The 21,097-nt window shown below is 63.4% G+C and carries 14 protein-coding genes and 1 CRISPR repeat array; of the genes, 12 read left to right on the forward strand and 2 right to left on the reverse strand.

From position 1 onward, the window contains the following. Positions 1-10: 10 nt before the first annotated feature. The gene (locus BM436_RS07170; protein ID WP_093554828.1) at positions 11-3,157 is read right to left on the reverse strand and encodes a glycoside hydrolase family 2 TIM barrel-domain containing protein; all 3,147 of its coding nucleotides are present in this window, start codon (positions 3,155-3,157) and stop codon (positions 11-13) included. Positions 3,158-3,637: 480 nt separating this feature from the next. Between BM436_RS07170 and cas3 the strand changes: the two genes are divergently transcribed. From cas3 to cas2e, 8 genes are read left to right on the forward strand one after another with little or no spacing between them, the layout of a single operon-like run. Then, the gene (gene cas3 / locus BM436_RS07175; RefSeq protein WP_093554829.1) at positions 3,638-6,232 is read left to right on the forward strand and encodes a CRISPR-associated helicase Cas3'; all 2,595 of its coding nucleotides are present in this window, start codon (positions 3,638-3,640) and stop codon (positions 6,230-6,232) included. A 3-nt stretch (positions 6,233-6,235) separates the two neighbouring features. Next, positions 6,236-7,732, forward strand: a complete 1,497-nt coding sequence (gene casA / locus BM436_RS07180; RefSeq protein ID WP_093554830.1) for a type I-E CRISPR-associated protein Cse1/CasA — start codon at positions 6,236-6,238, stop codon at positions 7,730-7,732. Then, the gene (gene casB / locus BM436_RS07185) at positions 7,729-8,256 is read left to right on the forward strand and encodes a type I-E CRISPR-associated protein Cse2/CasB (protein WP_093554831.1); all 528 of its coding nucleotides are present in this window, start codon (positions 7,729-7,731) and stop codon (positions 8,254-8,256) included. The genes casA and casB overlap by 4 nt, the downstream gene beginning before the upstream one ends. Continuing rightward, positions 8,253-8,891, forward strand: a complete 639-nt coding sequence (cas6e, locus tag BM436_RS07190) for a type I-E CRISPR-associated protein Cas6/Cse3/CasE (RefSeq protein ID WP_093554832.1) — start codon at positions 8,253-8,255, stop codon at positions 8,889-8,891. The genes casB and cas6e overlap by 4 nt, the downstream gene beginning before the upstream one ends. 27 nt (positions 8,892-8,918) lie before the next feature. Beyond that, on the forward strand, positions 8,919-9,938 hold the full coding sequence (cas7e, locus tag BM436_RS07195; protein WP_093554833.1) for a type I-E CRISPR-associated protein Cas7/Cse4/CasC: 1,020 nt from the start codon (positions 8,919-8,921) through the stop codon (positions 9,936-9,938). 7 nt (positions 9,939-9,945) lie between these two features. Further along, on the forward strand, positions 9,946-10,668 hold the full coding sequence (gene cas5e / locus BM436_RS07200) for a type I-E CRISPR-associated protein Cas5/CasD (protein ID WP_093554834.1): 723 nt from the start codon (positions 9,946-9,948) through the stop codon (positions 10,666-10,668). Next, the gene (gene cas1e / locus BM436_RS07205; protein ID WP_093554835.1) at positions 10,665-11,540 is read left to right on the forward strand and encodes a type I-E CRISPR-associated endonuclease Cas1e; all 876 of its coding nucleotides are present in this window, start codon (positions 10,665-10,667) and stop codon (positions 11,538-11,540) included. The genes cas5e and cas1e overlap by 4 nt, the downstream gene beginning before the upstream one ends. Then, the gene (gene cas2e, locus BM436_RS07210) at positions 11,518-11,814 is read left to right on the forward strand and encodes a type I-E CRISPR-associated endoribonuclease Cas2e (protein WP_093554836.1); all 297 of its coding nucleotides are present in this window, start codon (positions 11,518-11,520) and stop codon (positions 11,812-11,814) included. Before cas1e ends, cas2e begins: the two co-directional genes overlap by 23 nt. 37 nt (positions 11,815-11,851) lie before the next feature. After that, a CRISPR array of direct repeats spans positions 11,852-15,417; the repeat unit is 28 nt; unit sequence GTCTTCCCCACGCCCGTGGGGGTGTTTC. 498 nt (positions 15,418-15,915) lie between these two features. Here cas2e and BM436_RS07215 read toward each other — a convergent pair. Then, the gene (locus BM436_RS07215; RefSeq protein WP_229489530.1) at positions 15,916-16,710 is read right to left on the reverse strand and encodes a FadR/GntR family transcriptional regulator; all 795 of its coding nucleotides are present in this window, start codon (positions 16,708-16,710) and stop codon (positions 15,916-15,918) included. Between the two features lie 158 nt (positions 16,711-16,868). On the opposite strand from BM436_RS07215, the gene BM436_RS07220 reads away from it, so the two are divergent. From BM436_RS07220 to otnC, 4 genes are read left to right on the forward strand one after another with little or no spacing between them, the layout of a single operon-like run. Next, complete coding sequence (locus BM436_RS07220) at positions 16,869-18,197, forward strand: MFS transporter (RefSeq protein ID WP_093554838.1); 1,329 nt, start codon at positions 16,869-16,871, stop codon at positions 18,195-18,197. A 31-nt stretch (positions 18,198-18,228) separates the two neighbouring features. Continuing rightward, the gene (gene ltnD / locus BM436_RS07225; protein ID WP_371859626.1) at positions 18,229-19,134 is read left to right on the forward strand and encodes an L-threonate dehydrogenase; all 906 of its coding nucleotides are present in this window, start codon (positions 18,229-18,231) and stop codon (positions 19,132-19,134) included. Positions 19,135-19,136: 2 nt separating this feature from the next. After that, on the forward strand, positions 19,137-20,426 hold the full coding sequence (otnK, locus tag BM436_RS07230) for a 3-oxo-tetronate kinase (protein ID WP_093554839.1): 1,290 nt from the start codon (positions 19,137-19,139) through the stop codon (positions 20,424-20,426). After that, the gene (gene otnC / locus BM436_RS07235) at positions 20,423-21,085 is read left to right on the forward strand and encodes a 3-oxo-tetronate 4-phosphate decarboxylase (RefSeq protein WP_093554840.1); all 663 of its coding nucleotides are present in this window, start codon (positions 20,423-20,425) and stop codon (positions 21,083-21,085) included. Before otnK ends, otnC begins: the two co-directional genes overlap by 4 nt. The last annotated feature ends 12 nt before the right edge of the window (positions 21,086-21,097 follow it).

The raw sequence follows: 21,097 nt of genomic DNA on the forward strand, positions 1-21,097 counted from the left end.
CCGCTCCGCGCTACTTCACGGTGATTGGCGAGATGGTGAAGCTGTATGCCGCCGGTTCGACCTTGATCCGGTACTGGGTATGCGGGCGGCCGCCCTGGCTCCAGCTGGTGTCGCCGCCAACGCCGGCCTGGGCCAGGTCGATCAGGAGCGAGCCGTCGCCGTGCGGCCGGACGTCGGAACTCTTCCAGGTCCCCGTGGGCCGGGCATACAAGTCTTCGTAGGGGAACGCCAGCGCATTGACGGACAGCGGCGCCGCACCCGTCACCTTGACGCCCCGGCCCCCGGGCGACGAGAGCGAAATCCAGCGGACATCGGTCTTGTTGCCGCTCTCCTGCGGGCGCATGTAGCTGAAGTACTGGTCCGCTATCTTCCCCTTGAAGAGGCCAATCGGATTGCCGGTCTTGCGATCCGCATAGGACTCGTGCGGGCCGCGTCCATACCACGCCAGGGACTCCAGTACGGGATTGGTGTCGAAGCGCAGGCCGAGACGCAGCGGGTCCGGCAAATCGTCGCCGAGCGGCTCGAACGCCGCGCTCACGTGCACCGTTCCGTCGGCGCTCATGGCGTACGTGTTCTCCCAGTGCGCCCTGCCCACGCCCAGGCCGAAGCGGACCTTCACGGCGTCGCCTTGCACGGTGACGGAGCGCACCTCGCGTTGATCGGTCAGGCGCTTCCACAGCGCATGGCTCTTCTCGACGCCGATGCCGACGTCGTTGTCGATCAGGCCGCGCCAGAAGTTGGGCGAACCGCCTGTGAGCAGCGTGTTGCCCTGGACGCCATAGCGCACCAGACCGGTCTTTTGATTGATGACGAGGGACGCCGCCGGGGAATCCCAGCGGATCTCGTCGCCATCGGTCTTGGGCTTGATGTACGGCCCCTTGGCCGGCAGGTTTGGAGCGGCCTGGGCGAGGGTGAACTGGGTCCAGCCGATCACGCTTCCATCGGCGACCCCCTTGATTGTCCCCGCCCGCGCTTTGGCGCGGACGGTCAGGATGAGTTCAGTGCCGCGGTGCTTCGACAGGGACGGCAGCTTGAGCGGGATATCCCGGCTGGCGCCGGCGGGCGCGTTTACGCCCGTCAGCGCACCCCCCGCCACCCGCGCGCCGTCGCTTGCGACAACCCATTCGAAGTCCAGGCCGGACAGATCGCGCAGATCGTAGCGGTTGCTCACCCGGATCTTGCCGGACCCGGGGTCGCCGCTGAACACGACCGGCGAGTACACTTTCTGCAGCTCGTAGTATTCAGGATCGGGCACGCGGTCCGAACGCAGCACGCCGTCGCCCACCATGCTCTTGTCGGCGTACGCGGGATTGAGATCGAAGCCCGAAGCCCAATAAGTGCGGCCCTTGTCGTCGGTGGCGTAGACGCTCTGGTCCACCCAGTCCCACACGAAGCCGCCCTGCAATTTCTTGTACTTGCGGATGGCCGTCCAGTAGTCTTCCAGGTTGCCCAGCGAATTACCCATGGCGTGCCCGTATTCGCACTGGACCATGGGCTGCTGGTAGCGTGGATCCTGCGCGTAATCGACCATTTTGCCTATGCTGTCGTACATGGGGGAGTACAAGTCGGCGTAGCCGGTGGGCTTGTGTTCCGCGCCCAGTACGCTGTGGCCCAGGAAATGGATCAGGCGGGTCGGATCGTTGCGGCGTATCCACTGCGCGGCATATTCGAAATTGGGGCCGACGCCGGTCTCGTTACCGAGCGACCACATGATGATGGAGGGATGGTTCCTGTCGCGCTGGACCATGCGCATGACGCGATCCAGGTGGGCGGTCTTCCAGTTGGGCTGGTAACCGAGTTGCAGCGCCTCCAGCCGCTTGTGGTCCCCCGTCTGCTGGAAGGCCTCGTCCCCCTTGATCAAATACTCGTGCGATTCGATATTGGCCTCGTCCATGACGTAGATGCCGTACTCGTCCGCCAGGTCGTACCAGCGCGGGTCGTTCGGGTAGTGCGAGGTGCGCACCGCGTTGACGTTGGCCTGTTTCATCAACTCGATGTCCCTGCGCATGGCCTCCATCGACATCACGCGGTACGTCACGGGATCGTGCTCATGGCGGTTGACGCCCTTGATCATCACGCGTTTGCCGTTCACGCGCATTTCGCCGTCCGCGATCTCGACCGTGCGGAAGCCGATCTTGCGCGACGTGGCCGAGACCAGGTAGCCGTTGCCGTTCCTGTATTCCAGGACCAGGCGGTACAGGTTGGGCGTCTCGGCGGACCACGGCTTGACGTGCTTGATCGTGCCCCGCAGCGCCGCGCTGGAGCCATCGCGGATTTCCCCGCTGAAGCTGGAAACCACGTCGTTGCCATCGTAGAGCGTGGCGACGATGCCGCCCGTGGCCGGGGCTCCGGCGAATTCGGCGTTCAGCGTGAATTCGCCGTTCCGGTAGCTGGTCTTGTCGAGCAGGGCGGTCACGGTGTAATCGCGCAGGCGCGCCGCCGGCTCGGCATACACGTACACGCCGCGCTCGAAGCCGTTGACCCGCCAGTAGTCCTGATCCTCCAGGTAGGAGCCGTCGGCCCAGCGGTACATTTCGACCGCGATCGTGTTCTTGCCCGGCTTGATGTACCTGGTCAGCGCGAACTCGGACGGCAGCTTGGAGTCCTCGGAATAGCCGACATAATGTCCGTTGACCCAGATGTAATAGGCCGCGCCCGCCGCCCCGATATGCAGGAAGACATCGCGTCCGCTCCAGTCCGCAGGGACGTCGAAGTCGCGGCGGTACGAGCCCACCTCGTTCATCGCGTGGGGGATCAGCGGCTGGTTGACGGGAAACGGGTACTGCCAGTTGGCGAAGACGGGCTTGCCATGCCCCTGCGCCTGCAGGATGCCGGGCACGGCGACCTTGCCCCAGCCGCTGGTGTCGAATTCCGGGCGGTGGAAGTCGCGCGGGCGCGCGTCGGGGTTCGGCGAATACTTGAACGACCATGCGCCGTCGAGCGAGCGATGGAAGCGCGAAGCGGCCGGTTCGCCGGCGACCGCCTTGTCCACGCTCTCGAAATTGAAGAAGGTCGCTTTCATGGGCTCGCGGTTGACCGCGACCACCTCCGGGTTTTCCCACTCGGGCACCGGGGGCGTTTGCGCCCGGGCGAGCGGGGACGAGGCGATGGCGCACAAACTCGCCAGCAGGGCGGCAATTCCGCGAGTGGATTTCATATTCGTTCAGGTGTGTTGGATGAGCCTGTCCGCGCATCCCGGCAGGCGTGGAACAACCATGGCGGGCTTGAAGGGATGGCTCGGCGTTGGCCGTGAGTTATCGATAACATTCGATAGGGATTGTATGAGTATTGCCAACGCGCTGTCAACGCCGCGGTGGGCGCAGGCTTGCCGTACCCGGCCGCCGCCTGGGCCATGTGCTTCGCTGCCGCGAGGGGCGCCTGCGCCGGGTCGCCGGCCGCGATCGCGCTAACGATCATTTCACGTTCCGGCATGACCATGCTGGAAAAGTCTATGCGCTGGCTTCGTTGGAGTCGTCCCTTAGACGGGAGGGCTGCTGTTGGCCCTGCTACTTGGGCTTTCACGGAAATAGTTACGACGATTCAATGGTGCGAAAATGCCACCAAGAAAAAGTTTCCACTTTACAAATATAAAATGCTATGCAATTGTGATTTATCTGAATAATTTGGATACACAATTATGCGGCGTACTCGAGCCCAGAAAACAGTCAACAAGGTAATCTCGTTCGAGCAATGCCCCGCTAAGACCTATGTCGATAAAATAGATGGCTCGATAGTCCTTGGTCGGAATGTTTTTAATCATTGCCAAATAGTGGGGGAGGTCGCGAGAGCGTTGTTATCACGCTGGCCCGCCGCTTTACATAAACTATTCCCATCGGATGCGCACTTTGTCGCAGCCTGTCACGATATCGGCAAGGTTAGTCCTACCTTCTACGAGAAGCTGAGGCGTGCCTGCCGTGAAAGCACGTTGCCATCGCTGACGGATATTCAGCCAGAGATCGAGGCACAGTGGGGAGGCCACGCCGGGGTTAGCCAAGTGACGGCCGAGGCCATCGGTGTTTCCCGGCTGCTCGCCGCCGTTCTGGGACAGCATCATGGTTTTCGTCCCGAGACTGCTATTTACCGCGCCGATAGCGAGATCTTCGGCGGCTTGGAATGGCATGCTGAACGCGTTGCGTTGGTGGCGGCGCTTAAAGATGCTTTACAGGGCGATTGGCCACAACTGACCCACCCGTCACAAGCACGCTTGCTGGCTGGACTCACCAGTGTGGCGGACTGGATAGGCTCCGGCCCACAATTCGAGGACCCGCAACAGGACTGGCAACCGCTAATTAGTCAAGCACTGGATGATGCCGGATTTATCCCGCCACAGTTACTGCAAGCATTGCATTTCGACGATATTTTCGGTTTCGCCCCACATCCTATCCAGAGTACGCTGGTTGAAACCATCACCGATCCCGGTGTTTATGTACTGGAAGCCCCAATGGGGCAGGGGAAAACCGAAGCGGCACTGTATGCAGCGTACCGCCTGTTGGCCGCAGGGCGTGCATCCGGCATCTATTTTGCCCTACCCACCCAACTGACTTCAAACAAACTCTACGACCGCTTCATCCCCTTTCTTGAAAAGATTCTTCAGCCGGGATGCCGCCACCGGCGCGGATTGCTGCTGCATGGCCAAGCCTGGCTGATGCAATCGGAAATGGGTGAAGAAGGCCGTCCCGGCGGCGCTTGGTTCCAACAGGCCAAGCGTGGCCTATTGGCGCCTTTTGCTGTTGGGACAGTGGATCAAGCCTTAATGGCGGCCATGAACGTCAAGCACGGCTTTGTGCGCGCTTTCGGTTTGGCCGGCAAAGTGGTAATCCTCGACGAAGTCCACAGCTACGACATTTATACCGGCACCATTCTGAATGCGCTGGTGAGCCTGCTGCGCGAGTTGGGTTGCACGGTGATCGTGCTTAGCGCTACGCTGGCACAGGCGCGCCGTGAACAACTGCTTCAAGCGCCAGTGAGCAGCCGGCACTACCCGCTGATCACTGCGCTGCCCGAGCACGCATTGACCGCAACGGAAATCCCGGCCTTGCCGCCGGCAGCGCGCACCGTCAATCTGACCCTGCAGCGGCAGGACGCAGCCGCGCTGGAAGAAGCCCTCGTACGGGCAGAGCAGGGCCAGCAAGTACTGTGGGTAGAAAATACCGTCGCTGGCGCCCAGGCTATATTCCAAGTGCTCGCCGCGCGTGCGGCTGACCTCGGGATCGTCTGTGGCTTGTTGCATTCGCGCTTTACCCAGACTCATCGCCAGCGCAACGAGGATCAATGGGTAGCATTGTTCGGTAAGCAAGGATGGCCGCAGCGCGGCCGGCAAGGCCGCATTCTGGTGGGCACGCAAGTGCTGGAACAATCACTGGATATCGATGCCGATTTCCTGATCAGCCGTTTTGCCCCTACCGACATGTTGCTGCAACGTCTGGGCCGCCTGTGGCGGCATGAGCAAACGCCGAGAGTGGCCTGCGCTCGCGCCGAGGCATGGATGCTGGTTCCTGATCTGGCCGACGCCATTGCTAGTCCAGCCGCCTTTGGCGACAGCGCGGCAGTCTACAGTCCCTATGTGTTGTGCCGCAGCCTGCAAAGCTGGCAGCAGCGCGATGAGATCAATCTGCCACATGACATTCGCGGCCTGATCGAAGAAACCTATGCCGTGCGCGAGGAAGACGGAGACATGGCGCGCTGGTTGTACGAACTGGAACACGGCAGCCTGCGCGGCACTCAGCGACGCGTCGGCCGACAAGATTTGCAACGGTTGGCGCAAGCCACGCTGGCAACGGCAGGTGATACAAAATCGGATGTTGCGGTATCGACCCGCTACAGCGAGCAGGACACTCAGGACACACTGCTGTTGCGCCGCATCGTCTACGTGTCCGAACAAAAATCTACCGAACTGACCTTGCTGGACGGGCGCACCGTGGTGCTGCCCGCACAGCGTCACAAGTTGTCCCCTGCGGGCTGGCGTACGTTGAGCATCACGTTGATGCGCGAAATCGTCAGTTTGCGTCCCGCCTTGGCGCCCCCGGCCAGTGACCGTGCTCGGCTGGAAAAGCTCGGTCTGCACCATATCTTTTATCTTGGCAATTCGCCGCAGGAAGATGCCTTGTTGCGCATCGCGCTGGTGGACGACAGCGACCGTCTCACCACACTGGACGGGCAAGCGCTGCCTGGCAAGCACGAACACCATTACCGCAACGATCTCGGCTACAAGATCGTCAAACAGAAGGACTGAACCATGGAAAATCGCTACAACCTCATCGACGAGCCGTGGATACCGGTGGCCGATGTTGGCCGCGTCAGCCTGGCACAGCTGTTCGGCAGCACGGACTACGGCATGCTGGGCGGCACGCCGGTACAGAAAATTGCCATACTCAAGTTCTTGCTGTCCATCGCCCAGGCCGCCGCAACTCCAGAGGACGATGACGGCTGGCAGGCCATGAGTCCGGCCGACCTTGCCGGAAGCTGCCTGGACTACCTGCAACGGCGGCATGAACATTTCTATCTGTATGGCGAGCGGCCGATTCTGCAGATGCCTGCCATACACAAGGCGGAATGCAAGAGCTATGGCACCGTCTTGCCCGAAGTTTCCACTGGCAATACCACGGTCCTTACTCAAAGCCAGCAGGAAAGCAGACTGGACGATGCCGACAAGGCGCTGCTATTGCTGGTACAGATGGGCTTTGCGCTTGGTGGCAAGAAGACCGACAACAGCGTGGTGTTGACGCCCGGGTATCCCGGCAAAACCAATGAGAAAGGCAAGCCATCCACCGGAAAACCTGGCCCGTCAGTTGGCTTCCTGGGTTTGCTGCACAACTTCGTGTTGGGCGACGGTCTGCGGCAGACACTGCGGTTGAACCTGCTCACGCGACAGGATATTGCCGATTGCCAGCTCTACCCGGGCGGCGTCGGCCATCCGCCATGGGAGGCCATGCCGCAGGGCGAAGACTGTGCTACAGCACGGCAGCACAAGCTCACGCTGCAAGGCCGGCTACTACCCTTATCGCGCTTTTGTCTGTTGGCTGCTGACGGTTTGCACTACAGCGAAGGCATTGCCCACCCCGATTACAAGGCGGGTGGTATCGACCCCACCATCGCCATTAACCAGCGCGGCAAGGATCCGAAAGTGCTGTGGGTGAACCCGACTCGCCGTCCCTGGCGCGAATTGACCGCGTTACTGGGTTTTTTGGACGCGGGGCAGGGTAGCTTCGACTGCTTGCAACTGCGTGTGGCAACGCGACGCGCTGCGCATCACTGTGACAAATTTGCCATCTGGTCGGGCGGATTGCGTGTCAGCAGTAACGCTGGTGAACAATATGCGTCTGGTACCGACGACTATGTCGAATCCACCATCTGGCTGTATTCCAGTGAATTGGGCAGTCGTTGGTTTGCCCGTCTGCGTCAGGAGCTGGACAGTTTGAGCGAACTGTCCGGCCAGCTCTATGGCTGCGTGATGGGCTACTACAAGGCCCAATTGGTGGACGGTAAGCCGCTGGCCGAGCAAGCCACCGCCCTTTACTGGCAACTGTGCGAGCGCGACGCCCAGCAAATGATCGAGAGCTGTGGTGATGGCGACGCCAACAAGCAGGGCCGCCAGCAACTGCGCCGCCGCTTTGCTGGCAACCTGCATCTAGCGTTTGACCGCCAGTGCCCGAATCAAACCGCCAGGCAGCTCGACGCCTGGGCGAAGAGCCGTCCCAATCTCAACAAATACTTGTACGAGGAGACCCGATGAACGAGGCAAATCCGGCCACTGGCCAGCCCGACAAGGCGGAGCGCTTTGTCAGTCATGTACTGTCGCGCTGCCAGGACGACAAGGGCTTCGCCGCCCGCCTGCGTCGCGCCGACAACCCCGCTACCGAACACCAGAGCTGGGAGTTGCTAGCGACTTTCGGCATACCGCTTGAATATGAGCACCCGCGCCTTGCTTACCAGACCGTGGCCGCGAGCATCGCCCGCGCCAAAGCTGGTGGCAATGGCACCCTGACACTGGGGCGCGCCATAGCCGCTTGCTACGACGATGGCCGCGACAGCGAACAGGCCCGCGCCCGGCTACGCCGCCTGCTGTCCTGTGACGACGCCTCCGAGTTGTGCCGTATCCTGCGCGCCCAGCTGTCGCTGATCGATAGCAAGGCCGCGCAGCCTCTGGACTACATCCGTTTGCTGAAGCAGTTGCTGCACTTTAATCGCGACAGCCAGCGCATCAAGGCCCAATGGGCACAGGAATTTTACCTTCAGCCAGTCGAGGATGAAGCATGAGCGACTCTCTCTTTGCCAGCGTGCTGCACCTGAGCCGCCGCGACTGTCAGGCCCTCCGTCTGACCGACCCATACTCATTGCACCGCGTGGTATACAGCCTGTTTTCCGACGTGCGCAATGAGACCGAGAAGCAGGCCAGTGAATCCAGCGGCATCCAGTTTGCCGACATGGGGGGCGACGTACACGGCCGCAAGGTATTGCTGCTGTCGGACCGTCCCCCCGCAGCCAATGTCGATGGCCAATATGGCGAAGTGCAAAGCCGGCATCTGCCAGAGAGCTTTTTTTCGCAACGCAATTTTCGCTTCACGGTGGTGATCAACCCGACGCGCCGCGAGCACGCCAGCAAGAAACTGGTACCGGTGCGCGGCCGCGAGGCCATTGCCGAGTGGTTCGTGTCACGCTCTGAAGCGAGTTGGGGCTTTGCCGTCGACCCGCAGCGGCTGCAAGTAGAGCGCGTGGAAGTGCTGCGCTTCAAGGACAAGACGCAGCGTGATGTCACCCTGGCGCAAGCCCGGCTGCAAGGCGTGCTGCGCGTGAGCGACCCCGAAACCTTCCGCCATAGCTTTGCCCGGGGAATAGGGCGTGGCCGTGCCTTTGGCTGCGGCTTGCTGCAAATCGTGCCGCTGGGCGAATGAATACCGACTAATTCCAAGGAAAAAATCATGACCCAAAACACCCGCATTGAATTCCATATCCTGCAATCGTTCCCTGTCACCTGCCTAAACCGTGACGACGTTGGCGCGCCCAAGACCGCCGTTATTGGCGGCACCACCCGAGCCCGCGTCAGCTCGCAATGCTGGAAGCGCCAAGTGCGCCTGTCCTTGCAGGATTTCGGCATCAAGCTGGGCGTGCGTACCAAGAAAGTCACCGGGCTGCTGCACGATGCTATGCTGCGAGTAGGCGCGGAGGATGCCGGTGCCACTGCCTGCGCCGAGAAAATCGCCGCCGTACTGAGCGACGATACGCTGCTGTTTGTCAGCGCTGCCGAAGCCGACGCCTTTGCCGCTTATGCACGCGAACTGGGCTTCGACGCCACCAGCATCAAGGAAAAGGAACTTGGCAAGATAGGCAAGAAGACGCTCAATAAGGCACTGGATGCCCTCGATATTGCCCTGTTTGGCCGCATGGTTGCCAAAGCTCCCGATATGAACGTCGAAGCTGCCGCCAGCTTCGCTCATGCCGTTTCCACCCACAAGGTCAGCAACGAAGTGGAATTCTTCACCGCGCTCGACGACCTGCAAGACGAGCCCGGTTCTGCGCACATGGGTAGCCTGGAATACAACTCGGCCACCTACTACCGCTATGTCAGCCTAGACCTTGGCCAATTGGCACAGACGCTGGGCAACGGGGAACTGAAAGCAGCCGTCGATGCCTTTACCCGTGCTTTGTACGTAGCGATACCGGCTGCCCGCCAGACCACCCAGTCCGGCGCCTCGCCATGGGAGTTTGCGAAGGTGCTGGTCCGTCGGGGCCAACGGCTGCAGGTGCCGTTCGAAACCGCAGTGAAGCCGCGCGATGGCGGCTACCTGCAAGCCAGTATTGCCGAGCTCAAAACCTATCTGGGCAAGAAGGAAAAACTGTCCGGTAGCTTGTTTTGCAAAGTGGGCGACTACGAGTGGGGCGAGGACGAGAACTTCAGCATAGACGAGCTGATTACCAGCCTGCAAAGCCACGTCGAGTGAGGCACGGATGAGCAATCCTTATCTCTTGCTGTGGCTGGAAGGCCCGCTGCAAGCCTGGGGGCACGACTCGCGCTTTGGCCGGCGCGATACCCTGGCTTTTCCTACCAAATCCGGTGTGCTCGGCCTGTTGTGTTGCGCGTTGGGTGCCGGTGGCGAACAACGTGAGAGGCTGGCACAGTTGGCCGACCTCGATCTTCAGCTTATTGCCTATACTCCGCAAGATGCCAAGGGCGCGGCCAGTCCGCGCCAGCCGCTGCTGCGCGATTTCCATATGGTGGGCAGTGGTTACGACGACGCCGACCCTTGGCAAAACCTGCTGATCCCCAAAACCAACGAAGGTAAGAAGCCGGTGGGAGGGGGCACCAAAATGACCTATCGCTATTATTTGCAAGACACCACCTTCGCCGTGGCGCTGCAAGTGCCTGCGGAGGACGCCGAAACTTATGCCTGCGCACTGCAAGACCCAGTGTGGGATCTTTACCTTGGGCGCAAGACTTGCGTTCCGACCGAACTGATTTATCAGGGCGTTTACCCGGATAGTGCCGCCGCCTTGGCTGCAGCGGACAAACTCGCCGCCGCCAAAAGCAAAGTGGCGAACTATCTTGTACAGCAGGGCGAACACGACGGCGAGGTGCTCACCCTCAACGACGTTCCGCTGCAGTTCGGTACCGACAAGCGCTACCGCGATCGCCGCGTAACCGTCTTGCCGATGCCGGAGCCTGGGGAATGAGCAACGGCCAGCGGTTGCTGGTCAAGGTCACCCGCGAATCGCTGCCGCAGATCAAGGACAAATACCCTTTCCTGTATCTGGAGCGCGGGCGGCTGGAGGTGGACGACAGCAGCGTCAAATGGCTTGATTCCGATGGCCAGGTCATTCCCCTGCCCATTGCCACCATCAATACGCTGTTGCTGGGACCAGGTACCAGCATTACCCACGAGGCTGTCAAGACGCTGGTGGCTGCCAACTGCTCGGTGAGTTGGGTAGGGGAGGACTGCCTGCTGTTTTATGCCGCAGGCTTTCTGCCCACCGCCGATACGCGCAACCTCAAGCAGCAGATCAAGTTATCGGCAGATGACACCAGCGCTCTGGATGTGGTTCGGCAACTCTATGCGCGACGTTTTCCGGATGCCGAGTTGGTGGGGAAAAGCCTGCCCGCCATGATGGGCATGGAGGGCCAGCGCGTGCGTAGCCTCTACCAGCAAAAGGCCGAGCAGTATCAGGTGGGTTGGAAGGGGCGGCAATACGTGCCGGGAAAGTTCGAGCTAGTCGACATCACCAATCAGGTGCTTACCGCCAGCAATGCGGCGCTGTACGGCATTTTGTGTTCAGTGGTGCACAGCCTGGGCTACTCGCCGCACATCGGTTTTATCCATTCCGGCAGCCCCTTGCCTTTTGTCTATGATCTGGCCGATCTGTATAAAGAGCACTTGTGCATCGACTTGGCCTTCTCGCTCACCCGCGAGTTGGCTGGCCGCTACAACAAGCAGTTGGTCTCTGCGCGCTTTCGTGAGCGGGCGCTGGAGATGGATTTGCTGGCCACCGCCGTGGCCGATATCACCACGCTAATGGGGAGCAAGCATGGTCGTCGTATTCGCCAATGAATTGCCTCCAGCAGTACGGGGGCGCATGAAGCTTTGGTTTATCGAACCACGGGCGAATGTGTTTGTTTCTGGCATTAAAGACTCGACGGCGCAAACCGTGGTGGACTATCTGGTCAAGCATTGCCCAGTCGAATCTGGTGTGATGATTTATCTGAGCCAGCAGCAGGCCCCGGGCTACCGCATCATCACAATTGGCCCTCCACGCAAACCACAAGTGCTGCTGAGTGGGTTGCAGCTGATTGTCGAAACCCTGAAATCCTCGGAAGCGCAATAGGTAGTAATATCCGCGCTTGAACACACAACCTGTTGGTGTCTTCCCCACGCCCGTGGGGGTGTTTCCGTTCAGTGTTTGTACATGGCCCATAGGAGGCGGTCTTCCCCACGCCTGTGGGGGTGTTTCCTGATATGACCGAAGAACAGAAAGCCACAATCGGTCTTCCCCACGCCCGTGGGGGTGTTTCTGGGCCAAAGACCGAGCTGACGCCATCGCAAAGGTCTTCCCCACGCCCGTGGGGGTGTTTCCGACGAAGTCGATTCAGTGATTGATACGTTGGAGTCTTCCCCACGCCCGTGGGGGTGTTTCCTGGTGGTGCGGGAGATCCGCTACCAAGTGCCCGTCTTCCCCACGCCCGTGGGGGTGTTTCCGCGAAGTCGCGCGCCAGCTGCGCCGGCACCAGGTCTTCCCCACGCCCGTGGGGGTGTTTCCGCGTCGCTGTCCAGGCCCACCACTTCCTTGCCGTCTTCCCCACGCCCGTGGGGGTGTTTCCAGGCATCCAACAAGTGCGTGACTGTGTGCAAAGTCTTCCCCACGCCCGTGGGGGTGTTTCCCCGTGTTCCGCTCATACCAGGTGTCTCCATTGGTCCTCCCCACGCCCGTGGGGGTGTTTCTTCTCTACATGGAAGCACAAACAGCCGATAGGCGTCTTCCCCACGCCCGTGGGGGTGTTTCCTGGCACAGGCCGAGAAGGTATCTTCCGAGGAGGTCTTCCCCACGCCCGTGGGGGTGTTTCTGGACAGTTCTTGCGGGACGCACAATACGCTTTGTCTTCCCCACGCCCGTGGGGGTGTTTCTAATGTATACGCGGTTTCCAACGATATAGGTAAGTCTTCCCCACGCCCGTGGGGGTGTTTCTCGCGGCTTCGAGTTCGACGGCACCGTGTTCGTGTCTTCCCCACGCCCGTGGGGGTGTTTCCGACAACCAGACCAAGATGGCGTTGCAGGCGCTGTCTTCCCCACGCCCGTGGGGGTGTTTCTTCGGGTCTTCCGTGTACGGCGCCTGCGGCGGTGTCTTCCCCACGCCCGTGGGGGTGTTTCTCCGGCGTAGCGATAGACCAATGGGGCGCTTCGGTCTTCCCCACGCCCGTGGGGGTGTTTCTATCCATAGCGCCGTCCTTTTTGTCGGTCCATAGTCTTCCCCACGCCCGTGGGGGTGTTTCCGGCATCGGCCACGGGCAACGCGAATTGTGCGAGTCTTCCCCACGCCCGTGGGGGTGTTTCTTTCCTGTCCGTCCGGGCACCTGTAGAGCTTGCGTCTTCCCCACGCCCGTGGGGGTGTTTCTAGACGTTTGGTGCACTGATGAGCGCCACATTGGTCTTCCCCACGCCCGTGGGGGTGTTTCTCCGCATGCCAGATGGCGCCGTGATGGCGCTGTGTCTTCCCCACGCCCGTGGGGGTGTTTCCCAGCGGTCCTTGTCGTCGCCGACCGGAGAGAAGTCTTCCCCACGCCCGTGGGGGTGTTTCTTGCCCCACCCCGAACAGCTTGCCCGTCTGGATGTCTTCCCCACGCCCGTGGGGGTGTTTCTCAAGTGAGAGTTTTTGTCAATCCTAGATTGCAGTCTTCCCCACGCCCGTGGGGGTGTTTCTGAGTGGTCTAGCAGACGCAGTAATCGGGACCGGTCTTCCCCACGCCCGTGGGGGTGTTTCTGTACTGTAGGTTTTACGTAGCCATCGGTGAAGGTCTTCCCCACGCCCGTGGGGGTGTTTCCAAGGCGCGCGTGATCCGCGTGATGGGCATCGAGTCTTCCCCACGCCCGTGGGGGTGTTTCCAGGTTCTTGCCGCGCCGGGCGAGCGTGGAAGCGTCTTCCCCACGCCCGTGGGGGTGTTTCCATTCTCGCGCTCGATTTGGGCACACCAACCGGGTCTTCCCCACGCCCGTGGGGGTGTTTCTGGTCGAAGCATCCGGCGTCACGCCGCTCGAATGTCTTCCCCACGCCCGTGGGGGTGTTTCCGTCGCCATCCCTGGCGTGACGGCCGCCACCGCGTCTTCCCCACGCCCGTGGGGGTGTTTCCTCGATGTTGTCGCCGTTGATCGTCCAGTAGCGGTCTTCCCCACGCCCGTGGGGGTGTTTCTATGGAGAGGCGCGCGCGTTGCCGGATTACCACGTCTTCCCCACGCCCGTGGGGGTGTTTCCAGGTGCGCCGCGTCGTCAGGATCGATCTCGCCGTCTTCCCCACGCCCGTGGGGGTGTTTCTGCGGCCATGATCGATTTGCACAGCGCCCGGTAGTCTTCCCCACGCCCGTGGCGGTGTTTCCTGCAGGCTGCCCGCCGATACTGGTCCACCTATGTCTTCCCCACGCCCGTGGGGGTGTTTCCGTCTCGCAGTCCGACTATCAGCAATCGGGCCTGTCTTCCCCACGCCCGTGGGGGTGTTTCCCAGATATGGGAAGCTGCCCAGGATATCAGCGAGTCTTCCCCACGCCCGTGGGGGTGTTTCTCAGTTGTTTTGCATCACTTTCAGACACAGGTTGTCTTCCCCACGCCCGTGGGGGTGTTTCTGAATGCAGCTATCGCACACAATGTCCAGAACAGTCTTCCCCACGCCCGTGGGGGTGTTTCTGCGTGGATTTTGTCGTTCAATGTCTGGCGCTGGTCTTCCCCACGCCCGTGGGGGTGTTTCTCGTTTAGAACGTTAGAGGGCCGCGCGCGCCGTGTCTTCCCCACGCCCGTGGGGGTGTTTCCAGGTCTTTATCGTTCGGCTTGTGCTCTTCGTCGTCTTCCCCACGCCCGTGGGGGTGTTTCCGCCGCGACACCCACATTGACCGTCACCGCGCTGTCTTCCCCACGCCCGTGGGGGTGTTTCCCAGACGATGCGCGACAGCGGGACGCGCCGATCGTCTTCCCCACGCCCGTGGGGGTGTTTCCAGCTGGCGCCGCCGGCGGCCGCCGCGCGCGCCGTCTTCCCCACGCCCGTGGGCGTGTTTCTCGTTTCAGGGTTGCCAGGGTCCAGCAGCAGGCGTCTTCCCCACGCCCGTGGGGGTGTTTCCGTGTACGGGGCGCCCTTCGGCACCATCCGGTGGTCTTCCCCACGCCCGTAGGGGTGTTTCCAGGGCAGGGCGCCGTTTCATGGGCTTGCGGGGGTCTTCCCCACGCCCGTGGGGGTGTTTCTCTCGAAGAGTTCAAGAAAAGCCTGGATGCCGTGTCTTCCCCACGCCCGTGGGGGTGTTTCCAAGCGGTGCACTTCGCCGGACATCGTGAGTTCGTCTTCCCCACGCCCGTGGGGGTGTTTCCCACCTGGACTTGTCGTCGCCGACCGGAGAGAAGTCTTCCCCACGCCCGTGGGGGTGTTTCTGAAAAAAGCCACCCCAAGGTGGCGTTGGTGAAGTCTTCCCCACGCCCGTGGGGGTGTTTCCCGGGGCGACGAGCTGCAGCGTAGCTTAGAACGGTCTTCCCCACGCCCGTGGGGGTGTTTCCTACACCGACACGCGCAAGGCCGATCCGTACACGTCTTCCCCACGCCAGTGGGGGTGTTTCTGAGGTACGCCCGACGAAGGCGATTGGCTAGATGTCTTCCCCACGCCCGTGGGGGTGTTTCTCACGTAGTCCGGGTTCTTTCGCTGTATGCGCTGTCTTCCCCACGCCCGTGGGGGTGTTTCCACCGCGCCCCTCAAAAGCGGTTCCGCTGTCGGGTCTTCCCCACACTGTGGGGGTGCTTCTGATTGACGAGGTACAAGAAACACCCCCACGGGCGTGGGGAAGACTGCAGCAGTACGGATGCCCGCGCCAGAGTGGAGGAAACACCCCCACGGGCGTGGGGAACGCGCCTTCGGTCTCGACCTTCAAGGTGATGGTGTCGAAACACACCTCACGGGCGTGGGGAAGACCACTCCTTGTCCGGAAGGCTGGGCAGCTTGACGGAAACACCCCCACGGGGGTGGGGACGACGAAGCGGACCTCACCGGACGGCATCCCGTCCTCCCCACGTCTGTGGGGGTGTTGCCCAATTCATGCAGGCCAACAAACCAACGACCGGGTCTTCCCCATACTCATGCTAAGTTGATCAGCGCTTCAGATGCGTGAGGGTGTGGTTGAGTTGGAGTGATCCTTAACGAACGTGAACTCCGGTCAGCCAAGATGTTGGCGACGGCCACGCGTCACAACCCATCGACACCCATCGCCGTGTCCCGCACCAGACTGCCGCCGTCGCCGCGCCAGAATTCGCGGTCGGCCTGCCGTACCCGCGCCGCCGCCTGGGCCATGTGCTCGGCGGCGGCGAGGCGGGCCTGCGCCGGGTCGCCGGCCGCGATCGCGCTGACGATCTTCTCGTGCTCCTGCCTGACCTGGCTGGAAAAGTCCGTGCGCCGCGCCTCGTTGGCGCGCGTGACCTTCACCGCCGAGCGTATCGGCTGCGCGAACATGGCCACGAACTTCACCCAGTAGGGATTGCCGGTGGCCTCGGCGATGCTGAGGTGGAAGCGCACGTCCTCCTCCACGCCGCTGCCGCCGGCGGCCACCGCCTCCTCGATGCGCCGCAGGGCGTGTTCGATCTCCGCCAGTTGCCCCGGCGTGCGGCGCACCGCCGCCAGCGCCGCCGTTTCCGATTCCAGCCCGCGCCGCACCTCGATCAAATTCAATAGCGACTGCACCGATTGCTCGGTCAACTCGTCGTCCATGCCGTCCGCCTCGCCCGGCGCCTTGCAAATGAAGGCGCCGCTGCCCTTGCGGGTGCTCAGCAGGCCCTGGTCCTTGAGCAGGGAAATCGCCTCCCGCACCACCGTGCGGCTGACGCCGAAGTGCTGCGCCATGGCCTGCTCGGAAGGCAGGCGGGTGCCCGGCGCCAGGCCGTCGTCGCGGATCTTTTGCAGCAGCTTGGCGGCCACGCGCGAGCCCAGCGTGCCGGCGGCGAAGCCGCCATGCTCGTGTTCGGTGTCCGGGGAGGGGAGCGTCATCGTCTGGTTCATAGCCGCGATTATACAAATAGACAGCTTGACACGGTCGGACTAGACAGATAAAGTACAACTATACATCTCGCATACAGCTTGCGACGGGCGCGGTGAACAAGAACAGCAAGCGGATCTTTCCGATCAAACCATCAAGGAGACAAATCATGGCAATCACCGGCACCACCACGGCCGGGCTGGCAAGTCCGGCCTCGTCGTCCACGTCACTGGAAGCGTCGGTCTACCGCAAGGTGACCTGGCGCATCGTGCCTTTCCTCATGCTGTGCTACGTGGTGGCCTACCTGGACCGCGTCAACGTCGGCTTCGCCAAGCTGCAAATGCTGAACGACCTGAAGTTCAGCGAAACCGTGTACGGCCTGGGCGCCGGCGTGTTCTTCTTCGGCTATTTCCTGTTCGAGGTGCCCAGCAACGTCATCCTGCACCGCGTGGGCGCGCGCCGCTGGATCGCCCGCATCATGATCACCTGGGCGCTGATCTCCGGCGCCTTCATGTTCGTCAATTCCCCCACCACCTTTTACGTGCTGCGCTTCCTGCTCGGGATAGCCGAGGCGGGCTTCTTCCCCGGCATCATCCTGTACCTGACCTACTGGTATCCGGCCGAGCGGCGCGCCCGCATCGTGTGCACCTTCATGACGGCCATTCCGATCGCCGGCCTGATCGGCGGCCCCCTGTCGGGCTGGATCATGGAGGCCTTCGCCGGCGTGCAGGGCATGGCGGGCTGGCAGTGGATGTTCGTGCTGGAGGCGGTGCCCGCCGTCGTCATGGGCGTTGCCGTGCTGCTGTACCTGGACGACGGCATCCGCGCCGCGAAGTGGCTGAACGAGGGCGAAAAGCGCATCCTGGAGGAGCGCATCGCGCAGGACGCCCACGGCAAGACCGCCCACCCCTCGCTGCGCGCCGTGTTCTCGGATGGCCGCGTGTGGCTGATGGCGCTGATCTATTTCTGCTGCGTGATGGGCCAGTACGGCCTGACCTTCTGGATGCCCACGCTGATCAAGACGGCCGGCATCACCGGCGTGCTCAATATCGGCATGTTCACCGCGATCCCCTACGCGGCGGCGGTGGCGGCCATGCTGCTGCTGGGCCGCAGCTCGGACCAGCGCCGCGAGCGCCGCTGGCACCTGGCCACGCCCATGCTGCTGGGCGCCGTGGGCCTGGTGGGCAGCGCGCTGGCCGGCACCACCAACACCGGCGTCGCCATCGTGTTCCTGGCCATCGCCGCGGCCGGCGTGCTGTCCTCCGCGCCGCTGTTCTGGAGCCTGCCGACGGCCTTCCTGAACGGCGTGGCCGCCGCCGCCGGCATCGCCGCCATCAACTCGGTGGGCAACCTGGCCGGTTTCGCCAGCCCCTTCCTGATCGGCGCGATCAAGGACATGACGCAGTCCACCAACGTCGGCCTGTACGTGCTGGCCGGGGTGCTGGTGGCCGGCGCGGTGATCGTGCTGCGCGTGCCGGCCCGCCTGGTGAACCGCTGAATCCCTTCATTTTCCAGCAGGAGTAACAACAATGAGCATTCAAGAAATCAGCCGTGTCGGCGTCGTCGGCCTGGGCGCGATGGGTATGGGCGTGGCGCGGTCGCTGCTGCGCGCCGGCTTCGACGTGCATGTGTGCGACGTGCGGCCCGAGACGGTCGCGAAACTGGCGGCCGAAGGCGCCACGGCGGCGTCCTCGCCGGCGGAACTGGCCGGCGGGGTGGAAGCCCTGCTGATCGTGGTGGTCAACGCGCAGCAAACCGAGCAGGTGCTGTTCGGCGAGAACGGCGCGGCGGCCAAGCTGGCGCCCGGCGCCACCGTGATCTGCTGCGCCACCGTGTCGCCCGAATTCGCCGAGGCGCTGGGCGCGCGCCTGGCGGCCATGGGCCTGCGCATGATCGACGCGCCCATCTCCGGCGGCGCGGCCAAGGCGGCGTCGGGCGAAATGTCGGTGATGGCCTCCGGCGATCCGGCCGCCTTCGCGCCCTGCGCGCGCCTGTTCGATGCCATCAGCGCGCGCCTGTACCGCCTGGGCGACAAGCCGGGGCAGGGCTCCAAGGTCAAGATGATCAACCAGCTCTTGGCCGGCGTGCATATCGCGGCGGCGGCCGAGGCGATGGCGCTGGGCCTGCGCGCGGGCTGCGACCCCGACGCGCTGTACGAGGTGATCTCCAACAGCGCCGGCAGCTCGTGGATGTTCCAGAACCGCGTGCCCCACATCCTCAAGGGCGACTACACGCCGCTGTCGGCGGTGAACATCTTCGTCAAGGACCTGGGCATCGTGCTCGATTACGCGAAGAAGAGCGTGTTCCCGCTGCCGCTTTCGGCTGCGGCGCACCAGATGTTCATGCAGGCCTCGGCCGCCGGCCATGGCGGCGAGGACGATTCGGCCGTGGTGAAGATCTTCCCCGGCATCACGCTGCCCGCGCGGAAGGGTTGATCATGGGACCGATACTTGGATGCATCGCCGACGATTTCACCGGCGGCACCGACCTGGCCGGCATGCTGGTCAAGTCCGGCATGCGCACCGTGCAGCTGATCGGCGTGCCGGACGGCCCGCCGCCAGTCGGCGTGGACGCGGTGGTGATCGCGCTGAAGTCGCGCACCAGTCCCGTGGAGGACGCGGTGGCCGAGTCGCTGGCCGCGCTGCGCTGGCTTCAGCAGGCCGGTTGCCGGCAGTTCTACTTCAAATACTGCTCCACCTTCGACTCCACACCGCGCGGCAACATCGGTCCAGTCACGGACGCGCTGATGCGGGCGCTGGACGTGGGCTTCACCATCGCCTGTCCCGCGTTCCCGGCCAATGGCCGCACCATCTACCAGGGCTACCTGTTCGTAAGCGGCGAGCCGCTGAACGAATCCGGCATGCGCCACCACCCGCTGACGCCGATGACGGACGCCAACCTGGTGCGCGTGCTGCAGCGGCAGGCGGGTGGCAAGGTCGGCCTGGCCGCCCACGCCTCGGTCGAGCAGGGCGGCGTGGTGCTGGCCGAGCGCTTCGCCGCCTTGCGCGAGCAGGGCTGCCGCTACGCCATCGTGGACGCGGTGTCGGACAAGGACCTGATGGCCATCGGCGCGGCCTGCGACGGCATGCCGCTGGTGACCGGCGGTTCCGGCATCGCGCTGGGCCTGGCGCAGAACTTCCGCCGCCAGGGCCTGCTGACCGGGTGCGACGCGGCCGCCGCGCTGCCCGCCACCGGCGGCCTGCGCGCCGTGATCTCGGGCAGCTGCTCGTCCGCCACGCAGCGGCAGGTCGCCATCATGCGCTGCCAAGCGCCGTCCTTCCATGTCGATCCCCTGCGACTGGCGCGCGGCGACGACGTTGCGGCCGAGGCGCTGGCATGGGCGGCCGCGAACCTGGCGCAAGGCCCGGTGCTGGTCTACGCCACGGCCACGCCGGAAACGGTGAAGGCGGTGCAGGCGCAGCTCGGCGTGGAGCAGGCCGGCGGCATGGTGGAGGACGCGCTGGCCGCCATCGCGCGCGGCCTGGTGGCCCTGGGCGTCGGCCGGATGATCGTGGCCGGCGGCGAGACCTCGGGCGCCGTGGTGCGGGCGCTGGGCGTCGGCGGCCTGCGCATCGGCCCGGAAATCGATCCCGGCGTGCCCTGGACCACGGCGCTGCGGGGCGCCGGGGACGACGACACGGCGGCGGCCCCGCTGGCGCTGGCGCTCAAGTCCGGCAACTTCGGCAGTGACGACTTCTTTCTCAAAGCCTGGAGCCGCTTGTCATGAGCGCGGCCATCCACTGCGATCCGGAGGAGAGCCGCCAGCGCGAGCTGATCGCCGAATTCGGCCGCTCGCTGTTTGACCGGGGCCTGAGCGCCGGCAGCAGCGGCAACCTGAGCGTGCGCCTGGACGACGGCTGGCTGCTGACACCGACCAACGCCAGCCTGGGCCGGCTGGACCCGGCGCGGCTGTCCAAGCTGGACTGGGAAGGGCGCCTGGTCAGCGGCCCGCGGCCGTCGAAGGAGGCCTTCATCCACCGCGCTATGTACCAGGAGCGCGCCGGCGCCGGAGCCATCGTGCACTTGCACGCCACCCACGCGGCGGCGGTGTCCTGCATGTGCGGCCTGGATCACTCGGACTGCCTGCCGCCCCTGACCCCGTATTTCGTGATGAAGATAGGGCGGCTGCCGCTGCTGCCTTACCACCGTCCAGGCGACCCCGCGCTGGCCGGCGCCATCGGCGAGCTGTCGCGCCGGCATTCGGCGGTGCTGCTGGCCAACCACGGGCCGGTGGTGTCCGGCGCCAGCCTGGAGGCGGCCGTGTACGCGGCCGAGGAGCTGGAGGAAACCGCCAAGCTGTTCCTGTTGCTGCGCAACGTGCCGGTGCGTCCGCTGGACGCGCGGCAGATCGATGAACTCAAGTCGGCCTTCGCGCTCGACATCTGACACTGGAGTAAG

Source organism: Pseudoduganella namucuonensis, from assembly GCF_900116645.1.
Lineage (GTDB): Bacteria > Pseudomonadota > Gammaproteobacteria > Burkholderiales > Burkholderiaceae_D > Rugamonas > Rugamonas namucuonensis.